We start from the raw sequence: 18614 nt of genomic DNA on the forward strand, positions 1-18614 counted from the left end.
ACGAGCGTGACGTCGATGTCGTGACCTTCCGCCGGTTGAGCCACTCGGCCCGGCACGCCGTTCATCCCGGCGCCGCGCGGAAATGGCACCCCGAAATGGTTGGACGGAACGGCTACGGGGTCGCGCCGCGGCAGGCGCTGATCGTCGGCGCTCATTGCCGCAACTCGTGAATCGGCCACCGCCGCGCAACCTGGCTGGGTGCAAGGATGCGGCAAGGGGGTCATGGAACCCTGAGGTGCATGTTCAAAAACAAGATTGCGAGTGCACTCGCACTGTTCGCCGTCACGGTATTGGCCGCCGTGATCGTCCAGCCCGGTGCCGCTCAGGCCGCCAGCTGCTGGAGCACCGAATGCGAGTACAAGGATCCGAGTTCGACCGGGTGTGACGCCTCGGGCGTGCAGACCCTTGAGGAGATCACGGGCACCTTGTCGCGGATGAAGGTGGAGCTTCGGTACTCGGCGACCTGCCACACGGTGTGGGCCCGCGGCACGTTCAGTGGCACATATCAGAGAAATCTCAAGCTGTGGCTGCTCGACAGTAACGGGAACGGCATCTCGCGGCAGTGGGATGCCTACATCGCGTACAACAAGAGCGTGAAGTGGACGACCATGTTCAGCTACAACCGCTTGACCAAGGCATGCACCTCGGATCCCCTGTTCGGGATGGGCACATTGGAGTGCACCCGTCTGCGCTGAGCCTCGACTCGTGATGTTGTCACGCCGGCCCGGCGAGTGCCGCACCTCGCCGGGCGGCCCGTGATTCGCCGCCGACCCAACCCGGTCGTCCAGCACCGTAGCGACAGCAACCTACGGTTGGGGCATCGATACTCGACTGATGACAGGCGCCGGGAGGGGCTCCGCGGGGTTCAGGCTGGACTAAGCTGCGGTTGGGGCGCTAGGTGGGGTCGCCGCGGCCGTGGTCGCCTTCTTCGCCTACGCGCTGCCGCGGGCACCTTCCCCGGCGCCTCCGGCCCAGGACGCGGGAATCGCGTCCACCCAGGTACCCGAGCAGACCACACCTGTCCCTGATCCGAGCACCGCGGCACCGCGGACGACAGGGCCCGAACCTGACGCGACGACCCCTCGACCGATCAGGACGACGCCGCTGACGCCCTCAACCAGGCCGCCGTTGTCGCTGGAGCCGCTGCCCCGACCCGGCTGCCCGGAGGCACTCGCGGTCGTGGACAGGTACTACCGGAGCGCCGGATCGACCGAGTTGAGCCAGGAGGCCGCCGCGACGGAGGCGTACCAGGGGATGATGCGCGCGAGCCTGGCCGCGGAGGGGGCCGTCTATCAGGTGACGGTGGCGCTGTCGCAGGACTTCTCGAACATGCGCTTCATCCTGACGGGCATGGTGTCCGGAGACTACGCCGCGGCGCAGGCCAGGACCAGCCGGGACGCCCAGACGCTCCGGGATGTCTGCGGCGCCGACTGATCACGGATCGTTGTCATACGAGACGCGCGCGGTCGGTCGGCGACCAGATGCTGCGTAGCGGTCGCATGCCTTCCTCGACGTAGTCGGCGATGGGACGGTCGCCCCCGTCGAGGTACCACTGCTCGAGTGCGGCGAAGTAGCCGAACGCGAGGGCGTTCGCGGCCACGCGCGCCTGCGTGTCGCTCAGCTCTCCGGTCGCCGCGATGAGCGGAGCGATCCGTTGGCTCGCCCGGTCGAGCGCGGCACAGGCGGCCATCCGCACCGATGGTTCGGTGAAGAAGTAACGAACCCTGCGCCACGGGCTGCGTGCGGCCCGCGGGTCCCGTTCCGCGTCCTCGGGGCGAGGCGCTGCCTCCGGCGCGGATTCGTACGCCCGGACGGCGCGGAGCAGGCTGCCGATCGGATCCCCGGGATCAAGGAGGTCTTCGAGCATCTCTCGGCTCATGCTGTCGAACTCGTCGGCGACGAGGAGCCCTTCCTTCGTGCCGAAGTAGCGGTACACCGACGACGGCGAGACCTCGGCCGCGGCCGCGATCTCCTCGATCGTCACGGCGCCGAACCCTCGCTCGTCGAACAGATCGAGAGCGCGTTCCTGGATGGTGCGCATCGCTTTGAGTCGCCAGCGCTCACGAAGCCCGGTCATGTGACGAGAGTATCAGGAGGTCACGCGCTTCTGGCAGTCACTCCCAGATGGCATTGACTATCTGTAGGAGGCGGCCTAGAGTCGCTGGCGCTGACAGTCACTGTCTCTAAGGCGACGTACGGCGAGCAGGCGATCTCGGCCCGACTGCGCCGGGCGCTCGCGGGGTGACGACGGCCTGCCCCTCCACGTCCGTTACCACCACGTTTCACCTGGAAGGACCCATGCCATGACCAAGCCGGCGACGAAACCGGGCAACCAGGCAGCCCTCGCAACGATGTACGCCGGTGCCGGGCTCACCGTGATCGCTGCCCTCTCTCCGTTCATCGACCAGGCCACGACGACCGTCCTGGCGGACCACGTCCGCGAGGGTTACCCGGCATACGGGGCGGGGGAGATCAACGCCGCCGTCACCGCGTACACGATCATTCTTGCCGTGGTGGGGGTGCTGGGACTCCTCGGCTGGCTCGGCACCGGCTGGGCGGTCCGCGCCGGCAAGGGCTGGGCCCGCCTGATGGCGACCGCCATGTTCGCGATCGGGGCCTGCGTCGCGATCGCGGCTGCGACCACCAAGGACACCTCGGGTGACGTCGGTCTCGCGCCGCTGCTGGGCTGGCTCCTGGTCCTTCCCTGCCTACCCGGTCTCGCAGCGGTCGTGCTGCTCTGGAGAAGGGCGGCGTGACCGCCAGGCGGATGGGGCCTCGGACCATCGGCCGTGCCGTCGTACGCGGGGCCGCCGCGCTCAAGCGCTCGATGTATCGAGGCGGACGGCCCACCGCGTTCACCCGGCTCGTGAACCGTCTCGACGCCGTGGTGTACCGGTCCCGGTTCCTGTCACCGCGCCATGCCGCCGTGCTCAAGGTGGTGGGGCGGCGCAGTGGGAGCATCACCTCGGTCCCGGTCGCGGTCACCGAGCATCAAGGCGGCGAATTCCTCGTGTCGATGCTCGGGCCGGACGCGAACTGGGTGCGCAACGTCCACGCCGCGGGCGGCAAGGCTGCTCTCTGTCGCCACGGTCGCGAGACTCCGGTCGTGCTGGAGGAAGTCCCACCCGAGCGCCGTGCTGAGATTCTGCGTCGCTACCTCGCCATCGCCCCCGGCGCGCGACCGCATCTCGGGCTTGAGCCGACGGCTCCGCTGGCGAGGTTCCGCCAGATCGCACCTCGCCACCCGGCCTACCGAATTCTTGAGCGGCCGGCTCGTACCGGAAGGCAGCAGGCGAGCCAGTGAGCGTCGTGGCCCGGTGGGCGGCCGCCGGTGCTGGTCATGGTGTGTGGCCGTCGGCCGCGATGACCGGCGGGTGCCAGCCGGCGTAGCGGGCCATCGAGCGCAGCGCCAGCCGCGGCGGGGTCAGCCGCAGCAAGGCGTTGCGGGTGGCAACGGCGACCGGGTTGTCCAGTTGCTGGCCGAAGCGGCCGATCGCGCGGGATGCCTTCGCCACCTGCTGGCTGCGCGGGCGGCGCTGCCGGTCGTAGGTGGCGAGCCCGTCGGGCCGGTGGGCGACGGAGGCCAGGACGACGGCGTCCTCGAGCGCCTGGTTGGCGCCCTGGCCGAGGTGGGGTGTCATCGGGTGGGCGGCGTCGCCGAGCAGGGCGACCCGGCCCTTGACGTATGTCGTGAGCGGCTCGTCGAGACACGCGAGGTCGTCGCGTAGGACGGTGCCGGTCGCGGCGATGAGGGCCGGGATCGGGTCGTGCCAGTCGCCGAACCGGGCGCGGACCCGGGCCGTCTCGTCGCCGGCCGGTCCGCCGGGCGCGGCGTTGACGGCGCCGTACCAGTAGACGCGGCCGTCGACGAGCGGCACCATGCCGAACTCGGCGCCCCGGCCCCAACTGATCGCGACGACGAGGTCGCCGTTCCAGGCCGGCGTGACCCCGCGCCACGCTCGCACGCCGATGTGGGTCGGTACGGCGGCCTCCGGCCAGAGCAGCTCGCGCACGGTGCTGTGGATGCCGTCGGCACCGATCACGAGATCGGCGGTGACCCGGACCGGCCCGTCCTGGGTCTGATAGGTGACGTCGCCGTCCACGGTGACGGCACGGACCTCGGCGCCGGTGACGACGACGCCGTCTGGCAGGGCTCCGAGCAGGAGTTCGTGCAGGGCGGCGCGGTGGATGCCGATCGCGGAGGTGCCGAGCACATGTTCCAGTTCGCCGGCCTCGATGCGGGCCAGCCACCGGCCGTCGGATCTGCGGGTGCCGCCGGACACGTCGTCCTGGCCCTGCTCCCGTACGACCGCGCCGAGGCCGAGCGCGTCGAGGCAGCGCAGCCCGTTCGCCTGGAGGACCAGGCCCGCCCCGACCGGGCGAAAGGCGGCGACCCGTTCGAGCACCGTCACCTGCCAGCCGGCGCGGCGCAGGCCGATGGCCGTGCCCAGCCCGCCGATGCCGGCTCCGATCACCACCGCCGTCCGCGCCATGGCGCACTCCTTCTACAGGTGTAGAAGTCCATACTACAGCCGTAGAAGGGGGTGGCAAGACATGCCGACCGACCGCTTCGCGGTCCTGACCGACGCCGCGATCGACGTGCTCGCCGAACTCGGGATGCGCGGTCTCACCCACCGCGCCGTCGACACGCGGGCCGGGCTGCCGCAGGGCACCACGTCCGCGTACTTCCGCACCCGCAAGGCGCTCATCGAGGCGGTGGTACGCCGGCTCGCCGACCTCGACCGGGCGGACCTGGACGCGGCCCGGCTGCCGGGCGAAGCCGGCGCCCCGACGCTCGCGATGGACGACGTCGACGCGGTGGCCGCCGGCATCGCCGCCATCCTCGACCGGTGGATGAGCACGGCACGCAACCGCACCCTCGCCCGCTACGCCTGCCTGCTGGAGGCCACCCACCACCCCGAACTGCGGACCATCCTCGTGCACGGCGAAGCCTCGCGCGTCCAGTCGAGGTCGATGCTGGCGGCCGTCGGCGCGCGGCAGCCGGAGCGGGCCGGCGACCATCTCGTCGCCTGCATCGACGGCCTGCTGTTCGACCGGCTGGCCGGGGCGGGCGCCAGCACCGCGCCCCCACCCGGAACGGCCGCGAACCGCGCGGACCTGACCGTCGCGATCGCGACACTGCTGCGGGCGTTCGCCGGCCAGAGCCCCGAGGCGCGTCACTCCGGCGCGTGACCGACCGGGTCGACCTTCGGTCCGGCGTTCAGCCACCCGGGTGCCTGGACCCGGGGGCGGCGCCGGACGGGACGAGGGGGAGGGGTGGGGGTCCCATGGCCCGTCCGGCGAGGGGTTCGGTCACGCGTCGCGGCCGTCCCTTGTGGGTCAGCGCTGGTCCGTCGTCCGCCGTTACAGCGACGGGTCGGGCCTGCGGAAAGGCAGGTCGGACCCACGGTCGTCCTCGGTGAGGACGGCGTACCGCGAGCGAACCGCCGGTGACGGCACGTAGCCGACGGTCACCGTGTCCCGCCATCCGAACTCAGGCGAAGTAGCGCAGCCAGACGTAGGCCCAGGCGACCACGGTGGTGACGACGGTGGTGACGATGCCGTACCTGGTGAACTGCCAGAACCCGATGGGGTGGCCGGCGCGGGCGGCCACCCCGAGCACCACCACGTTGGCGCTCGCCGCCACCGCGGTGCCGTTGCCGCCGAAGTCGGCGCCGAGGGCGAAGGCCCACCACAGCGGCTGCATGGCGGCGGGGTTGCCGCTCTCCGCCACGATGTCCTCGACGATCGGCGCGGTGGTGGCGACGTACGGGATGTTGTCCAGGAACGCCCCGAGAACGGCCGAGCCGAACAGCAGCGAGGACGCGGCGGCGAAATAGTCGTCGCCGACGGCGCCGACCGCCCAGTGGCCGACGGCGCCGACCACCCCGGTCTCCACCAGCCCGCCGACCATGATGAACAGGCCCATGAAGAACACCAGCGTGGACCATTCCACCTCGGGGAGGAACTGCTCCGGGGTGGAGCGGGTGACCAGGACCATCGCGCCCGCGCCGAGCAGGGCCACGATGGCCGGCTCGAGGTGCACGACGGTGTGCAGCGAGAAGGCGGCGATGACCAGACCGAGGACGGCCAGGCAGCGCGCCAGCAGCCGGACGTCGGTGATGGCCTCACGCTCGTCGAGGGCGAGCACCTCCGCGACCCGTTCCGGGTGGTATTCGAAGGAGCGACGGAACAGCCACCGGCACATCACCACGAACACGATGAACGCCACGGTGACCACCGGCGCCATGTGCACCAGGAAGTCGTTGAAGGTGAGACCGGCTCGGCTGGCGATGATGATGTTCGGCGGGTCGCCGATCAGCGTGGCCGCGCCACCGATGTTCGAGGCGAGCGCCTCCGCGATCAGGTAGGGCACGGCGGAGACGCCCAACTTGTCGCAGACCAGCAGGGTCACCGGTGCCACGAGCATGATGGTGGTGACGTTGTCCAGGAACGGCGACGCCACCGCCGTGATGAACATGAGCATCACCATCAGCCGGTACGGCCGGCCCCCGGACTTCTTCGCCGCCCAGATCGCGAGGAACTCGAACAGGCCGGTCCGCTTGACGATACCGACGATGATCATCATGCCGAGCAGCAGGAAGATGACGTTCCAGTCGATGCCGGCGTGCTCGGAGAAGAAGACGTCGTTGCCGGGTACCAGGCGCAGCAGCGCCATCAACCCGGCGGCGGTCAGCACCACGGCGACCCGGTGGATCTTCTCGGTGGCGATGAAGAAGAAGGCCACCGCGAAGATGACGATGGCGGCGACGGCGCTCATGGCCGACCCCCCGGTGGCCCGTCGGTCATGGGGCGGGAGGTCGCGTGCGGATGGGGATTCGGTGTCCAGGTATGCGCTGATGGCGGTACGGGCAGCATGACCCGTACCGCGAATTGGCGGTACAAAAAAGCCTCCGAAAGCAGTGACGCGCCGCCAGCCGACCGGCGGCGGTGAAATGGGTGACGTCGAGAGTTAGCGCGTCACGGAGGCGGGCGGACCCCGGCAGCCGACGATGACCGGGGCGCGCGCGGGCGGCGCGGCGATCCCCGCGCCGGGAAGGACGACGACGTGGTCGGTCGGGTCGAGGTGGGCCCGGGGCGGCAACACCGCGTGGAGCCCGCCGTCGCCGTCAGCAGCTTTGCCGTACGGCGGGTCGCAGGTGCCCGACGGCGTCCAGGCGGCGGCCGTCCCGGAGACGGTAACGCCGGTGGCGGTCGCGCCCGCCGCGGATCGGGGCTTCACCTGGAACGCGTCGCCCGGTCTCAGCTCCGGCGCGGCGCTCATCCCGATCAGCAGCATCCCGACGCCGGCGACCACGGCCAGCGCGATCGCCAGGGCCCACGCGGCGGAACGGTGACGTTCGCCCTCCCGGCGGACCCTCATCGCGACACCTCCCCGACGGCCGTAATCGCAGGCACCGGCAACGGCCTGGGCACGACAGTCTACCGAGTACGGTCGCCACCCCTTGGGATTCGGTCGCGCGGGCGCAGGTGACGAGGGTCGCGGGCGCGCCCGGTCCGGTGCTGGTTGTAGCGTCGACGCCCTACGCGGCGGGAGGGCGGCGGCGGGACATGCGGGTGACGATGGCGAGCGCCGCGGCACGGACCGGGCGCGTGAACGAGGACTTCACCGGCGCCGTGCCGACGGCGGCGGTGCTGATCGACGGCGCCGGCATCCCCGGCGCCGAATCGATCTGCCGACACGGCGTGGCCTGGTACGCAGCCCGGCTGGGCGGCAGCCTCCTCAGCCTGCTGTCCGTCGTGCCGGACCGCGGCCTTCCGGCACTGCTCGCCGAGGCCATCTCGCGGGTGACGGACGAGCACCGGGGCACCTGCGACGTCACCGATCCGATCAGTCCGTCGGCGACGGTGGCCATGCTGCGCCTCTCCGACGGCCTCGTCGAGTACCTGGTGCTCGGTGACTCGGTCCTCGTGCTCGACAGAGCCGACGGCGTGCCGCTCGTCGTCTCCGATCCCCGCGAGGTGATCATCAGCCGGTCGTACCAGCCCCTGATCGAGGCCACCCCCGCGGGGAGCGACGAGCACCGCCGAGTCCTGCGAGAGTTGCGTGCCAAGCGGAACCAGCCGGGCGGCTTCTGGGTGGCCAAGGACGACCCGCGGGCGGCGGACGAGGCGATCACCGGACGCTGCCCGATCGCCGAGCTGACCGGCGCCGTCCTGCTCAGCAATGGAGCCAGCCGCATCGTGGACCGGTTCCGGCTCGCCGACTGGCCGGGGGTCATGGCCGTCCTCGCGTCGAACGGACCCGCCGAGATCATCCGTCGCGTCCGCCAGGCGGAGGCGCGCGACGCGGTGGCGGCGGACGACGCGACGATCGCCCACTGCACCGACCTCGCAGCCGCCTGACCGTCGGGGGCGGAGCCGACCCCGCCGTACGTCTCGCCGCCCGCCCTGGCTCAGGCGACGCAGAACTCGTTGCCCTCCGGGTCGGTGAGCACGGTCCACTCACCCCCCGGCTCCTTGACGTGGCGGACCAGCGTCGCGCCGTGCTCCCGCAGCCGGGCCACCATCGCCTCCCGCTGGCCCTGATCGGCATGGATGTCGACGTGCAGCCGGTTCTTCACCGTCTTCGGCTCCGGAACCCGGTTGAACAGCAGGCGTCGGCCCAGGCCCGTACCGCTGACCGGGTCGAACGGGTCGTCGGGATGCCGGACAGCGGCGGCGTCCCGCCAGAACAGCCGCCCCTGGAACTCGACACACAGACTCTCGTCGACCGTCCCGGCGGCCAGCAGTCGCTCGATCAGGTCGCTGTTGTCCTCGACCTGATAACCCAACGCCTCCGCCCAGAACACGGCCTGACGGTGCGGGTCGCCCGTGTCGAGAACCAGTTTCCAACCGAGTGCCATGAGACCCCTCTCCTCAGCGCGTGCGCTGCTCGTAGCCCTAGCCTCCCCCCAATAGCGGACAGGATCGTTCCGCGATCCGTGCGACGATGAGTCCGTGACCGCCGAGGCGACGACCGAGCGGGTGCTGCGGATGCTGGCGCTGCTGCAACGGCGGTCGTCCTGGACCGCCGCCGAGCTCGCCGCCGAGCTGGCGGTCACCGACCGCTCGGTACGCCGTGACGTGGAGCGGCTGCGCGCGCTCGGCTACCCCGTGTACGCGACGGCGGGCGTCGGCGGCGGCTACCGGCTGGGCGCGGGCACCCGGCTGCCCCCGCTGCTCCTCGACGACGAGGAGGCGATCGCGACGGCGGTCTCCCTGCGCATGGCGTCGGGGGGCACGGTCGCCGGGGCGGGCGAGGCGGCGCTGCGGGCGCTCGCGAAGCTCGACCAGGTGATGCCGTCCCGGCTGCGCGCCGAGGTGCGGGCGGTGCACGGCGCCACCGAGACCCTGGTCGGCCCCGGGGTCGAGATCGACGCGGAACTGCTGGTGACGCTCGCGCGGGCCTGCCGCGACGCCGTGCGGGTGCGGTTCCGCTACGCCGGCCGCGACGGTGGGGAGCGTGAACGCACGGTCGAGCCGGTGCGGATGGTCACCACCGGTCGCCGCTGGTACCTGATGGCCCGCGACGTCGACCGCGACGACTGGCGTACCTTCCGGCTGGACCGGATGCGCGAGGTGGTGGCGACGGCCTGGCGTTTCCGGACGAAGGAGCATCCGGATCCGGTTGCCTACGTGCAGCGGTCGGTGACCGGAGCGCCGTACCGGTATCTCGCCCGGGTGCGCCTGCACGCCCGGCCCGACCAGGTGCGGGAGCTGGTGCCGCCCCAGGTGGGGCGCGTCGAGGACGACCGCGACGGGTGGTGCGTGCTCGTCGTCGGCGGGGAGAACCTGGACTGGCTCGCCGCGCACGTGGCCCGGCTGGGCTTCGACGCGGAGGTGCTGGAGCCTCCGGAACTGCGGGAGGCCGCCGCCCGGCTCGCCCGCCGCCTCGCGGCGATGGCCGAAACCGGCTGACGAGCCCGATCGCTTCCCGCGATCCGCCGCCGCAGAGGCGGACACCGCCCCGACCGCCGCCCGCTACCGGGGCCACAGGTCGGGTACGCCGGGTGTCAGCGCCGGTCGGCGACCGTGACCCGGCTCATGCCGAGCGACCTGTGGTGGTGGGTCGATGTCGCCAGCGCCTTCGCCGTCCGGAGCAGGTCACCGTCGCTGGTGACGGCGTACCCGTGCCGCCCGAGCAGGCCCGCCATCGCCGCAGGTGTCCAGGTCGAACGCCACGGCTCGTCCGCCCAGACGCTGGCGCGACGGGTGGACGCGCTCAGGGCCCGGGCCGCGAGGCGGCCGAGCGCCGCGAACGCCGACGGCGTCTGGAAGTTGACGATCAGCCGGCTGCCCGACGCCGAGCAGGCGGCGACGGCGCGGACGGTGGCGGCGACCTCCGTCCTGGTCAGATACGGGACGACCCCCTCCCAGACCCAGGTCGTGGCCTGGTCGACCCGGTGGCCGGCGGCCGCGAGCGCATGGTCGAGCCGGTCCCGGCCGAAGCTCACCGGGACGTACGTCGGCGGGGTGCCGGACAGGTCCGCGGCGCGGTCGCGTTTGTCCTGCTGCGAGGCGGGCCGGTCGATCTCGAAGACCGCCACCCCGGCGAGTTCCGGCATACGCCAGGCGCGCCCGTCCAGCCCGGCGCCGAGAACCACCAGCTGAGGGTTGGGACGGGCGCGGATGGCGTCGTCGATGGCGACCGTCCGGGGCACCATCAGTTCGGCAGCGGCCCGCACCGTCTCGTAGTCGACGCGCTGCCGCCACTCCCGCGGCGCGGCGCCGTCGCGTACCCGCTCGACGGCCTCACGCTCGTCGGGGCGCAGGAGGCGTGCGGCCGTCGGGTCGGCGAAGCGGTCAGGAGCGATCAAGCCGTCCGCGGCGGCGCGGCCCTGGCAGACCAGCACCGCCGTGCGGCTAGCCCGGAGCGTCGTGGACATCGCTCAAGGGTAGCCTCGGGCGGGCGCGCGGACCGCTGACAAATGTCATGGCCCGAGATCGCGGCGGGCGCCGAGGGCGACGTCCGCGCCCTTGCCAGTAATCGACATAAGTCATTACATTGACCGGCGGGCGCCGCCGCAGGGCGGCTGCACGTCGCGCCTGAGCCGGGCATTCCCGTACGCGCCGTCGCGTCGGCACGCGAGGTCTTCGCAACTCCGTACCGCCGGTCACCGACCGGCGGCCCGCCGAGAGGACCCCCGATGAGGATTTCCCGCGCCCGTCTCACCCCGCTCGTCGCGACCGCGGCCACCCTGGTCGCCGCCGCCGTCGTCACCCCGGTGGCCGCCGGACCGGCCACCGCCGCCCAGGGATGCCAGATCGACTACCTGCCGAACGAGTGGCCCGGCGGCTTCACCGCCACGGTCCGCGTCGCCCCCGGCGACACCCCGCTGAACGGCTGGACGGTCACCTGGACGTACCCCGGTGACCAGCGGATCACCAGCGGCTGGAACGCCGTGGTCAGCCAGTCCGGCAAGACCGTCACCGCCCGCAACGCGGCCTGGAACGGCAGCGTGCCGGCCGGCGGCACCACCGAGTTCGGCGTCCAGGGTACGGCCGGCACCACCGGCCCGGCCCCGACCGGCTTCGCGCTCAACGGCGTACCGTGCAACGGCGCCCCGCCGGTCCCGACCACGGCCCCGCCGACGAACAGTCCGCCGCCGACGACCTCGCCGAGCCCCACCGCCCCGCCCCCGACCAGGCCGCCCACGCCGACGCCCACCCCCACCGGCACGCCGCCGGCCGGCTGCGGCGCCGCGGTGCTCTGTGACGGCTTCGAGAACCAGGCCGGGCCCGCCCCGGCGGGCGACTGGAGCGTGGTCCAGCCGGACTGTGCCGGGGCCGGCACCGCCGTCGTCGACACCGCCACGGTCCACACCGGCTCCCGGGCGATCCGGATCAACGGCGCCGGAGGCTACTGCAACCACGTCTTCGTCCGGTCCAACCGCGACCTCGGTACGCTCAGTGCGCTGCGCTACGGGCGGCTCTGGGTACGGCACACCACCGCGCTCCCGGCCGACCACGTGACCCTGCTCGCCATGACCGACGCCGCGGACGGCAACCGGGACCTCCGGATGGGCGGCCAGAACGGCGCGCTCCAGTGGAACCGGGCCTCCGACGACGCCACCCTGCCCGAGCAGAGCCCGGCCGGGGTGGCGCTGAGCGTGCCGCTGCCCACCGGGCGCTGGTCGTGTGTGGAGTTCATGGTCGACGGGACCACCGGGCAGTTGCGCACCTGGTTGGACGGCGTCGCGGTCGCCGGGCTCACCGCCGACGGCGTGCCCACCCACGACATCGACGGGCAGTGGTACAACCGCACCTGGCGGCCCCGGCTCACCGACCTCAAGCTCGGCTGGGAGAGCTACGGCGGGGCGGCGGACACGCTCTGGTTCGACGACGTGGCGCTCGGCAGCACCCGGCTCGGCTGCTGACCGACCCGGGCCGGGCGACCCGGACGCGGGGCGCCCGGCCCGCGGCTGATCATCAAGCGTTCATCGGGGATTGTGGCCCGGTTTCCGTCCGGGGCCTGTACGGCGCAGAGGATCACCGCCAGACTGGGGCGCGATCGGAAACGAAGCCGATCGATATCTTGTCGCCTCAGGACAGGGAGGATCCCTTGACCACGCTCGCGACCCCGCGTCCCGCCACCCGCGTACGCCGCATCCTCGGCGCGCTCGCGCTGCTCACGGCCATGGTCGCCACCGGGCTCGTCGGCCCGTCGGTGGTCTCCACCAAGCTCGCCGAGCCCGCCCACGCCGCGGTCTACAGCTCCTGCACGATGAGCCGCTGCGCGGACGCCCGCACCGCCCGTTCCGGCTGGTCCGGCAAGGGCTTCCCGACCACGCGCGGCTGGTACTCCTGGAGCGGCGGGCAGTACAACTACGCCGGCGGCCAGTTCTACAACCGCGAGGGGCAGCTCCCCGCCAACGCCACCTACTACGAGTACGACGTCTACCCGCGCGCCTACGGCGCGGCGCGGGACGCGTACCGGATCGTGGTCAACAAGAGCACCGGCGCCACCTGGTTCTCGCCCGACCACTACGTGAACTTCTACCTGCTCTGACCGTGACACGGTGCGGGTCGGGCCGCCCGGCGGCCCGACCCGACCGACCGCCCTGGAGGGACCGATGGCCGCAGCGCAGCCGCACCCGCCGGCCTGGCTCGCGTTCGACACCGGGCCGCAGGCCGACCCCACCGGGGTCGTCCTCGCCGGGACGGCGGCCCGCACCCGCGCCGGCCTCTTCGACGCCCTGGCCACGGCCCTCGCCCTGCCCGACTGGTTCGGACGCAACTGGGACGCGCTCGCCGACGTGCTCGCCGACCGGCTCGACGCCGGCCCACTGGTCCTGATCGTCAGCGACGCGGCGGAACTGCTGGCCGACGAGCCGCCCGCGCAGCTCGGCACCTTCCTCGACGTGCTGGGCGGGGTCGCCGCCGGCGGGCACGAGCCGCTGCGGCTGGTGCTGCGGGAGCGGGCGCAACGGCTGCCCGCCGTACGGCGGCGGATCGCGTCGGCCCTCGCCGGAGTCGCCGTCCCACCCGGCTCCCCGGCCGCCCCGCCGGCCGGCCCCGACGGGCGGGACGCCGGCCCACCCCGACCGTGACCGTCCCACCCACCCGGATCAGTTCGGCCCGTCGAGGATCGCGCTGAACCGCTCCTCGGCCAGATCGAGCTGGGCGAAGATGTGCCGCTTCACCGGCGCGGAGAGCGGCGTGTCCGGCCGGGCGATGAGATCCCGGTACACCGGCACCAGCGGCCGGTACTTGGCGGCCGACCGGGCCACCTTCGGCCCGACCGTGTGGATCACACCCACCCCGTTGTCGGTGAAGTCCGACACCTTGATCACCCGGGCCCACGGCTCCCGGTCCAGGCTCGCCGCGACGTGCTCCCGGTACTGGACGTGCCGGTCGCGTCCCGGGTCGTACGCCGGGTTGGTGACCGCGCCGACCAGCCGGGCGACCCGGGTGCCGAACCGGTCGGCCAGCGTGGCCAGCGCCGCCGCCGTCGGATCGTCGTCGACGGCGTCCGGGCCGGCGAGCTCCACCGGGTGGTCCTCCACCGCGTCGTGCAACAGGCCCGCCACGATCACGTCCACGTCCCGCACCTGGTAGTGGTGCATCATCCGGATCGCCACCCGCAGCAGGTGGTTGAGGTACGGCTCGCGGACCCGCCGGTCGTCGCGGTGCAGCTCGGCGGCGAGGTCGAGGGCCGCGGTGAGTCGGTCCCGCGCGGCGGCGTCGAACGCCCGGATCTCCAGGCGGAACCGCTCCAGCAGGCCCGGTTCGCCGTGGATCTCGGTGATCGCGTGCATCGGCATGCTGGCCAGGTAGGCGGGAAACTCCATGCGTTCCTTATAGCTGATCTTCGCTGGCGGTCGGGACCCGGCCGTCGGTCATCCGACGGCCGTCGGCCGTCGCCGCGGCGGCGCGTGACCAGGCGTACGTCCTCCTCCGTGCCGGCCGCGAGCGGCGACAGCACCGGCGGACCGCCGGCCGGTGGGTGACAATCGGCGGATGGACCGGGTGGTGAGTGTGCTGGTGGCGCTGCCGCCGGCCCTGGTCCTGTCCCTGGTCTTCCTGCTCCCGGCGCTGGAGGCGTCGACCTTCCTCGGGCTGGTCGTGCCGGGGGAGGTGGCGGTGCTGGTCGGTGGCGTGCTCGCCCACGAGGGGCGGCTGCCGCTGTGGGCCGTGGCGGTGGCCGCGATCGCCGGGGCGGCGCTCGGCGACCAGGTCGGCTACCTCGTCGGCCGCCGCTACGGCCACCGGTTGCTCGACCGCGCGCCCCGCCGGCTCGTCCACCCCGAGGACGTACGCCGGGGACTGGCGCTGATCCGTCGCCGGGGCGCCTTCGCGGTGGTGCTCGGCCGCTGGGTGGCGGCGCTGCGCGCGCTGGTGCCCGGGCTGGCCGGGATGAGCGGCATGCACCACCGCACGTTCACCGTCGCGAACGTCGCCGGCGGCGCGCTCTGGGCGGTGACGGTGGCCGTGCTCGGCTACCTGTTCGGGGCGTCGTACCGGCTGCTGGAGCGGCGGCTCGGTTGGGGCAGCGAGGCGCTGCTGGCCCTGGTGGTGCTGCTGGTGCTGGTCCGGCTGCTCCGGGCCCGGCGGGCCGCCCGCCGCGCGCGCAAGACGTCCGCCGGGCGACGCTGACCCGGCCCGGTGCCGCCCGGCGGCGCGTGTCGGCCGGCCGTACCCGGGCCGGCGCCCGGGGACGCCGGCCCGGGTGGGGCGGGGGTCAGCCGCTGATCTTCCCGGTGCCGGCCCCGGCGGTCACCGTGGACTTCACCGTGCTCGCGGCATCCGCGGTGTACGCGTACGGGATGGCCGCGACGCTGCCGGCGGTCTGCGGCGTGCCGGAGTTGACGAACACGTTGTTGCGCTGGACCAGGTTGCCGGTCGGCGAGGAGCCCTCGCCGACGTGCGTGGGGTCGGTCATGATCTCGAAGTAGTTCCCCTCGACCAGCACGCCGGCGTTGCAGGTGGTGGCGACGCCGTAGCTGTACGACGGGTTGGCGGTGTTCACGTAGTAGTTGTTGAACACGTGCACCGGGTTGCCGAAGCGGACCCGCGGGTTGCGCTGGAAGCAGTTGCTGAACACGTTGTGGTGGTAGGTCACCTTCAGCTTGCCGGTGTCCTCGCCGGAGTTGCTGTCGCTGTGCCCGACCAGCGAGCACTTCACGTGGTCGTGCAGCCGGTTCCAGGAGACGGTGACGAAGTTCGACCCGTGGGTGATGTCCAGCAGGCCGTCGTAGTAGTCGGTGCCGTGGCTGGTGTCGCTGGACAGGCCGCCGGGCCGCTGCCCGAGGCGTCCTTCGTGGCCACCGGCGGGATCGACGCGGACAACGCGCCGGACTTTCCTCGCCGCCGGGGTGAGGGTCGTCGCGGTCGGGTCGGCGCTGGCCGACCCGCGCCAGATCGGCCGCCTGGCCGCGCTCGCCGGGGCTGCGGGCCTCGACGGGTGAGGCGTCGACGGTGAGGCGTCGGCCCGTAGGGCGGAGGCGGGACGAGCCGACAGGTACTTGATCTTTGTGAACTCATATGGTATTATGTCCGGTTCAGACTGATAGCGTGGCGGCGCTCCCGGGGTCGCGGTCACCGCGCCCCCGGGAGCGTCCACTCAGCCGCGCCGGTCCACGGCGCGGTCGGCTCCCCGAAAGGACCAGTCGCGTGCCAGAGGCAGCCACCGTCGCTCTCGACACCCGTGTCCGTCGCTTCCTCGCCGGCCTGACGCCGGACGCCGACAGCGTGGACGCCCACGCTGTCGGCGCCCGCTTCGCCGACCCGTTCCTCCTCGCCGACGAGACCGGCGCCCGGCCGGTCTCCCGCGCCGCCTTCCTCGCCGCGCTGCCCCGCCGGGAGCGGCTGTTCGCCGACGCCGGCCTCGGCCCCGCGGCGCTGGCCGAGATCACCTGCCACCGCCTGGACGACCGGTACGTCCTGGTCCGTACCGACTGGGACGCCCCGCGCGTCGACGGCGGCGCACCGGTGCGGCTCGCGTCGTCGTACCTGCTGCACGACGACGGCGAGCGGTTCCGCGTCGTGCTCTACCTCAACCACCAGGGCCTGCCGGGGGCCTGAGCCCCACCGGGCGGGCTCACCACTGCGCCGGGGCCGGCGGCGGCACGACCGGTGGGCGGTCGTCGCAGGTGATGGTGTTGGGCAGCAGCCAGGGCGCGAGCCATCCGCCGTCGTTGCCGCCGAGGTCGGTGACGGTGAACTCCGAACCGGCCGGGGTGAAGTGGAACGAGCCGCAGTTGTTGACCCCGACCGCGCCGACATGGCGCGCGTCGACGTTGGCGAAGGACGCGGAGCCGGCGCTCCGGGCGCTCACCACCGAGGTGCCGGTCCCGTCGACCCGGATGTCCCGGAAGTGCACGTTGCTGATCGAGACCGCGTCCTTCACCGGCCAGTCGCTGACCAGCATGATCGCGTTGTACGTGCTGTCGAGGAAGGCGTCGCCGACCACCTGGATGTCGGCGTCGATGCTGCGGTCCAGCGCGTAGAACCAGATCGCGCCGAGACCGATGTTCCAGTTCAGCTCGTAGCTGCCGGCGCGGACCGTGGTGTTGTCGGTGATCCAGAGGTGCCCGGTGAACGGCTCGGCGCCGAACCGGGAGCCGACCTGGATCGCGCTGCCCTCGCGTACCGGGTCGGCGACCAGGTTGTTGGAGATCGTGTTGTCGGTGCCGCCGTACAGGGCGATGCCGTTGGCCAGGACCGGCGACTGCACGGTGTTGTGGTCGAAGGTGTTGTGCGCGTTGCCGGTCCCCTCGGACCACATGGCGAGGCCGTCGTCACCGGTGTTGCGGACGAAGGTGTGCGAGACCGAGGAGTGGGTCACGCCGGTGTGGAAGTTGAGCCCGTCGGCGATCTGGTCGGCGATGACGGTGTTGGTGACCCGCAGGTCGGTCATCGGCCCGTCGAACCACATCCCGACCTTCGTGTGGTGCAGGTAGAGCCCGTCGATGGTGGAGTGGTTCAGCGCCCCGCCGATGGCGTTGACCTGGTCGGTGTCGATCCGCTCGCGGACGTCGCCCTCGACGGCGAAGCCGGAGAGGTGGACGTTGCTGCTGCCGCCGTCGGCCGCGTCCCGGCCGTAGAAGCCGACTCCGGTGTGCACGGAGCCGTCCGGGGCGGGGGTGCCCAGGGTGATCTCGCGGCCCCGGACGACGGTGTACCAGCTCCCGGCGCCCGCGATGGTCACGTCGTCCACGATGATGTGCCGGTTGACCTGGTACGTCCCGGGCGGCAGGTAGAGCGTGCGGTGCACCCGGCGGGCGTACGCGACGGCCCGGTCGAACGCGTCGGCCGACTCCCGCCGCCCGGTCGGGTCGGCGCCGAAGGCGAGCACGTTGACGGCGCCCGGGACCACCCGGGGCGGGGCGACGAGATGCGTGTCCAGCAGGTCGATGACCGTCCACGCGGCGCCGCCGCGGGCCGGGGCGGTCAGCCGGATCACCTCGCCGGCCCGGTACGTGTGGCCCAGCAGCAGGCGCTGCTCGTCATAGAAGTGGTGGGGCCGGAAGGGCTTGGCGATGGTCGGCGGCGGGGTGGTGGCGGCCGGCACGCAGGAGCACTCGGTGATCCACCAGTCGGGGTGCAGCAGCCCGGCCCCGGGGTCGTTGGAGAACGGGTACTGGTTGTAGAGCCAGGCGTATTGCGAGTTCAGGGTCATGGTGCGGGCGGGGCCGTGGCCGGCGGTGACGGCCAGGGGCGCGGTGGTGCCGCCACCGGTGGGGGAGTCGGGGATGCTGTAGCGGACGGTGATCGCGTTGGTCGCCGCCGGGAGGGTGAACTCGACGTACTGGCCGGGGGTGAGCCGGACCGCCCGGCGGCCGGAGGCCTCGCTGGCGAGGGTGTAGGCGGTCCGGTCCGGTCCGATCACCGTGCCGGTGGTGCGGGCGTTCTCCGCCTCCTGCTCGACGAAGTCGACCCGCGCGCCGCGCCCGACGACCAGCGCCGGGTCGAGGCCGGCCCGGGTGACCGCCGGGGCCGGGCCGGCGGGGGCGGTGCGGCCCGCCGCGACGGCGCTTCCGCCGGGTACGGCGAGGGCGACGGCGGTGACCGTCGCGATGATCCTGGCGATCGGCACGTGCGGGCGCGGGCCCGCCGCGCCGTCGTCCACGCTCCGCTGCATCGGACTACCCACTCTCTGGGGGACGGGG

The 18614-nt window shown here is 72.7% G+C and carries 21 protein-coding genes; 12 read left to right on the forward strand and 9 right to left on the reverse strand.

Translation table 11 applies throughout. The annotated features are described in order from the left end of the window. The first annotated feature begins 239 nt into the window (after nucleotides 1-239). Both GA0070621_RS09535 and GA0070621_RS09540 read left to right on the forward strand, forming a co-directional pair. Nucleotides 240-695 (forward strand): DUF2690 domain-containing protein, encoded by a 456-nt coding sequence (locus tag GA0070621_RS09535; RefSeq protein ID WP_157739915.1) that lies wholly within the window; start codon nucleotides 240-242, stop codon nucleotides 693-695. A 433-nt stretch (nucleotides 696-1128) separates the two neighbouring features. Beyond that, nucleotides 1129-1434, forward strand: a complete 306-nt coding sequence (locus tag GA0070621_RS09540) for a hypothetical protein (protein WP_091193537.1) — start codon at nucleotides 1129-1131, stop codon at nucleotides 1432-1434. Nucleotides 1435-1447: 13 nt separating this feature from the next. On the opposite strand, the gene GA0070621_RS09545 is transcribed toward GA0070621_RS09540, so the two are convergent. Beyond that, nucleotides 1448-2077 (reverse strand): TetR/AcrR family transcriptional regulator, encoded by a 630-nt coding sequence (locus GA0070621_RS09545; RefSeq protein WP_091193540.1) that lies wholly within the window; start codon nucleotides 2075-2077, stop codon nucleotides 1448-1450. Nucleotides 2078-2303: 226 nt separating this feature from the next. Here GA0070621_RS09545 and GA0070621_RS29885 point away from each other — a divergent pair, with 226 nt between their 5' ends. Together GA0070621_RS29885 and GA0070621_RS09555 are read left to right on the forward strand one after the other, a co-directional pair. Beyond that, entirely contained in the window at nucleotides 2304-2756 is a 453-nt protein-coding gene (locus GA0070621_RS29885) for a hypothetical protein (protein ID WP_167666746.1), read from the forward strand. Beyond that, nucleotides 2753-3304 carry a nitroreductase/quinone reductase family protein gene (locus GA0070621_RS09555; protein ID WP_167666747.1) on the forward strand — a complete coding sequence of 184 codons (552 nt, stop codon included), beginning with the start codon at nucleotides 2753-2755 and terminating at the stop codon, nucleotides 3302-3304. The genes GA0070621_RS29885 and GA0070621_RS09555 overlap by 4 nt, the downstream gene beginning before the upstream one ends. Nucleotides 3305-3338: 34 nt before the next feature. Here the strand turns inward: GA0070621_RS09555 and GA0070621_RS09560 are convergent, their stop codons facing one another. Further along, nucleotides 3339-4493, reverse strand: coding sequence for an FAD-dependent monooxygenase (locus tag GA0070621_RS09560; protein ID WP_091193553.1), 1155 nt, complete (start codon nucleotides 4491-4493; stop codon nucleotides 3339-3341). Between the two features lie 61 nt (nucleotides 4494-4554). Between GA0070621_RS09560 and GA0070621_RS09565 the strand changes: the two genes are divergently transcribed. After that, nucleotides 4555-5193: a TetR/AcrR family transcriptional regulator gene (locus GA0070621_RS09565; RefSeq protein ID WP_091193555.1), complete on the forward strand. Its 639-nt coding sequence runs from the start codon at nucleotides 4555-4557 to the stop codon at nucleotides 5191-5193. 301 nt (nucleotides 5194-5494) lie between these two features. Here the strand turns inward: GA0070621_RS09565 and GA0070621_RS09570 are convergent, their stop codons facing one another. Together GA0070621_RS09570 and GA0070621_RS09575 are read right to left on the reverse strand one after the other, a co-directional pair. Further along, the gene (locus GA0070621_RS09570; protein WP_091193557.1) at nucleotides 5495-6781 is read right to left on the reverse strand and encodes an ArsB/NhaD family transporter; all 1287 of its coding nucleotides are present in this window, start codon (nucleotides 6779-6781) and stop codon (nucleotides 5495-5497) included. A 192-nt stretch (nucleotides 6782-6973) separates the two neighbouring features. Then, the gene (locus tag GA0070621_RS09575; RefSeq protein ID WP_091193567.1) at nucleotides 6974-7384 is read right to left on the reverse strand and encodes a hypothetical protein; all 411 of its coding nucleotides are present in this window, start codon (nucleotides 7382-7384) and stop codon (nucleotides 6974-6976) included. Nucleotides 7385-7614: 230 nt separating this feature from the next. Between GA0070621_RS09575 and GA0070621_RS09580 the strand changes: the two genes are divergently transcribed. Next, nucleotides 7615-8367, forward strand: coding sequence for a hypothetical protein (locus tag GA0070621_RS09580; RefSeq protein ID WP_167666748.1), 753 nt, complete (start codon nucleotides 7615-7617; stop codon nucleotides 8365-8367). Between the two features lie 50 nt (nucleotides 8368-8417). On the opposite strand, the gene GA0070621_RS09585 is transcribed toward GA0070621_RS09580, so the two are convergent. Beyond that, nucleotides 8418-8867 carry a VOC family protein gene (locus GA0070621_RS09585; protein ID WP_091193569.1) on the reverse strand — a complete coding sequence of 150 codons (450 nt, stop codon included), beginning with the start codon at nucleotides 8865-8867 and terminating at the stop codon, nucleotides 8418-8420. Between the two features lie 94 nt (nucleotides 8868-8961). Between GA0070621_RS09585 and GA0070621_RS09590 the strand changes: the two genes are divergently transcribed. Continuing rightward, nucleotides 8962-9921, forward strand: a complete 960-nt coding sequence (locus tag GA0070621_RS09590; RefSeq protein ID WP_091193571.1) for a helix-turn-helix transcriptional regulator — start codon at nucleotides 8962-8964, stop codon at nucleotides 9919-9921. Between the two features lie 95 nt (nucleotides 9922-10016). Here the strand turns inward: GA0070621_RS09590 and GA0070621_RS09595 are convergent, their stop codons facing one another. Further along, nucleotides 10017-10889, reverse strand: a complete 873-nt coding sequence (locus GA0070621_RS09595; protein ID WP_091193589.1) for a class I SAM-dependent methyltransferase — start codon at nucleotides 10887-10889, stop codon at nucleotides 10017-10019. Nucleotides 10890-11150: 261 nt separating this feature from the next. On the opposite strand from GA0070621_RS09595, the gene GA0070621_RS09600 reads away from it, so the two are divergent. The 3 genes from GA0070621_RS09600 to GA0070621_RS09610 all read left to right on the forward strand — a co-directional run bounded on the left by GA0070621_RS09600 (nucleotide 11151) and on the right by GA0070621_RS09610 (nucleotide 13553). Continuing rightward, a complete protein-coding gene (locus tag GA0070621_RS09600) occupies nucleotides 11151-12380 on the forward strand; it encodes a cellulose-binding domain-containing protein (RefSeq protein WP_091193591.1) in 1230 nt (409 codons plus the stop codon). A gap of 260 nt (nucleotides 12381-12640) precedes the next feature. Beyond that, nucleotides 12641-13012 (forward strand): ribonuclease domain-containing protein, encoded by a 372-nt coding sequence (locus GA0070621_RS09605; RefSeq protein ID WP_091202232.1) that lies wholly within the window; start codon nucleotides 12641-12643, stop codon nucleotides 13010-13012. 64 nt (nucleotides 13013-13076) lie between these two features. Next, nucleotides 13077-13553 (forward strand): barstar family protein, encoded by a 477-nt coding sequence (locus tag GA0070621_RS09610; protein WP_091202233.1) that lies wholly within the window; start codon nucleotides 13077-13079, stop codon nucleotides 13551-13553. 18 nt (nucleotides 13554-13571) lie between these two features. On the opposite strand, the gene GA0070621_RS09615 is transcribed toward GA0070621_RS09610, so the two are convergent. Continuing rightward, nucleotides 13572-14294: an HD domain-containing protein gene (locus GA0070621_RS09615; protein ID WP_091193594.1), complete on the reverse strand. Its 723-nt coding sequence runs from the start codon at nucleotides 14292-14294 to the stop codon at nucleotides 13572-13574. Nucleotides 14295-14463: 169 nt separating this feature from the next. Between GA0070621_RS09615 and GA0070621_RS09620 the strand changes: the two genes are divergently transcribed. After that, complete coding sequence (locus GA0070621_RS09620) at nucleotides 14464-15099, forward strand: DedA family protein (RefSeq protein WP_091193605.1); 636 nt, start codon at nucleotides 14464-14466, stop codon at nucleotides 15097-15099. Nucleotides 15100-15184: 85 nt separating this feature from the next. On the opposite strand, the gene GA0070621_RS30750 is transcribed toward GA0070621_RS09620, so the two are convergent. Then, nucleotides 15185-16045: a pectate lyase family protein gene (locus tag GA0070621_RS30750; protein WP_167666750.1), complete on the reverse strand. Its 861-nt coding sequence runs from the start codon at nucleotides 16043-16045 to the stop codon at nucleotides 15185-15187. Nucleotides 16046-16116: 71 nt separating this feature from the next. Between GA0070621_RS30750 and GA0070621_RS09630 the strand changes: the two genes are divergently transcribed. Continuing rightward, on the forward strand, nucleotides 16117-16527 hold the full coding sequence (locus GA0070621_RS09630) for a hypothetical protein (protein WP_091193607.1): 411 nt from the start codon (nucleotides 16117-16119) through the stop codon (nucleotides 16525-16527). Between the two features lie 16 nt (nucleotides 16528-16543). Here GA0070621_RS09630 and GA0070621_RS09635 read toward each other — a convergent pair whose 3' ends face one another. Beyond that, nucleotides 16544-18586: a glycosyl hydrolase family 28-related protein gene (locus GA0070621_RS09635; RefSeq protein ID WP_091193609.1), complete on the reverse strand. Its 2043-nt coding sequence runs from the start codon at nucleotides 18584-18586 to the stop codon at nucleotides 16544-16546. Nucleotides 18587-18614 lie beyond the last annotated feature (28 nt).

It is taken from the genome of Micromonospora narathiwatensis (assembly GCF_900089605.1).
In the GTDB taxonomy this organism is placed as follows: Bacteria; Actinomycetota; Actinomycetes; order Mycobacteriales; family Micromonosporaceae; genus Micromonospora; species Micromonospora narathiwatensis.